1 protein-coding gene is annotated in these 1315 nt (G+C 67.0%); it reads right to left on the bottom strand.

What is annotated here, in order from left to right; genetic code table 11:
* Positions 1 to 60: 60 nt before the first annotated feature.
* Positions 61 to 1215 carry a DDE-type integrase/transposase/recombinase gene (locus JAP66_RS31745; protein ID WP_199435567.1) on the bottom strand — a complete coding sequence of 385 codons (1155 nt, stop codon included), beginning with the start codon at positions 1213 to 1215 and terminating at the stop codon, positions 61 to 63.
* Positions 1216 to 1315: the final 100 nt, after the last annotated feature.

Genomic DNA, 1315 nt, shown 5'->3' with positions numbered 1-1315 from the left:
GTGTTGTGTCTCAGGACTTCGGTAGCACATATGTCTCAGGACATCGGTGACAGTTCGAGGTTAGCGGTCTTGGGGTTGGTAGCGGCGGGTGTGGTCGATTGCGAGGTCGCGGACGAGTTCGTCCTTGATGAAGATCACGACGTGGTCGCCGGTGCGGAACACGGTGGCGGTCTTGCCGGCGTGGCGTCGTCCGAGGCCGATGAGGATCTGGCCGAGCCCGATGTTTCCTTGGTGTGCGACGGGGTGGTGGCTGAGGTGGGTGGGTTCGTGGTGACCAGAGGGGACGGCGAGAGGGCCTAGGTCGAACCGCTGTTGGGGGGTGAGTCCGTCGAGCACTCGGTTGCGGCGGTGGTTGTATGCCACCCGATAGGTGTCGAGCAGTTCCTGCAGCTCGGCGAGGGTGCGGGCTCGGGGCTGGCGTGCCAGCCACTTCTGGACCCGCTGGTGGGCTCGTTCGTTCTTCCCGCAGGTCTGGGGGTGTCCGACCCTGGCCGAGATCGGGTGGACCCCTAGCTCGCCGAGCCGGCGTTCGAAGGGACTGGACCAGCCACGCCGGCGGCCGGAAAAGCCCGAACCGTTGTCGGTGAGCACCTGGGCGGGTAACCCGTAGCGTGACACGGCCACGCAGAAGGTGGCCCACACGTCCTCGCCGTTCTCGCTGCGCGCCGCTTGCAGCGCTAGATCGACCCGGGAACAGTCGTCGGTCAGGTGCAACACCACCACGCACCGATGATCGGCAAGCCGGTAGGGGAACCCGTCGAACTGCCACAGCGCGTTGACATGACTGCGCGCGAACCGGCGGTACCGGCGGCGGGGCCGGCGTCGCGGGGTCTTGGCCAGCAGCCCGCGGGCGTCGAGAACCCGATTGATGGTGGTCCGTGACGGCAGCTTTCGCTCCGGCGGCCACAGCTCGTCGCGACGCTCTTCGAGCCGCATCGCGATCGCGTCCGCACCGTAGTCCCAGCCCGCGTCGGCCTCCTGCTTGCGCAGCATCACCAGCACGTCCTCGAGCTCGCCCGGCAGCCGGGTCGGGCTCGACCGGGGACGCCGCGAGTCGGGGTAGAAGCCCTCCACACCGATCGCCTCGAACCGGCGGACGTACTTGTAGAACCTCTTCCGACTGACCTTCAACGCCCGGCACGTCGCGGCCACATTCATCCGCTCACCGTCCGGGCCGGCATAGGCGGCAACCGCCGCAGCGAACCTCGCGTCCACAGCAACCCCATCCCTGGCCATCGACCATCATGGTCACGACCGGTCAGGTGTTACCGATGTCCAGAGACTTCCACTGTCACCGATGTCCCCGAACTTCACA

This window comes from Qaidamihabitans albus (genome assembly GCF_016464705.1).
GTDB classification, from domain to species: Bacteria; Actinomycetota; Actinomycetes; order Mycobacteriales; family Pseudonocardiaceae; genus Qaidamihabitans; species Qaidamihabitans albus.
The sequence above is the reverse complement of the archived record's forward strand: the minus strand, read 5'-3'. Positions and strand labels throughout refer to the sequence as shown.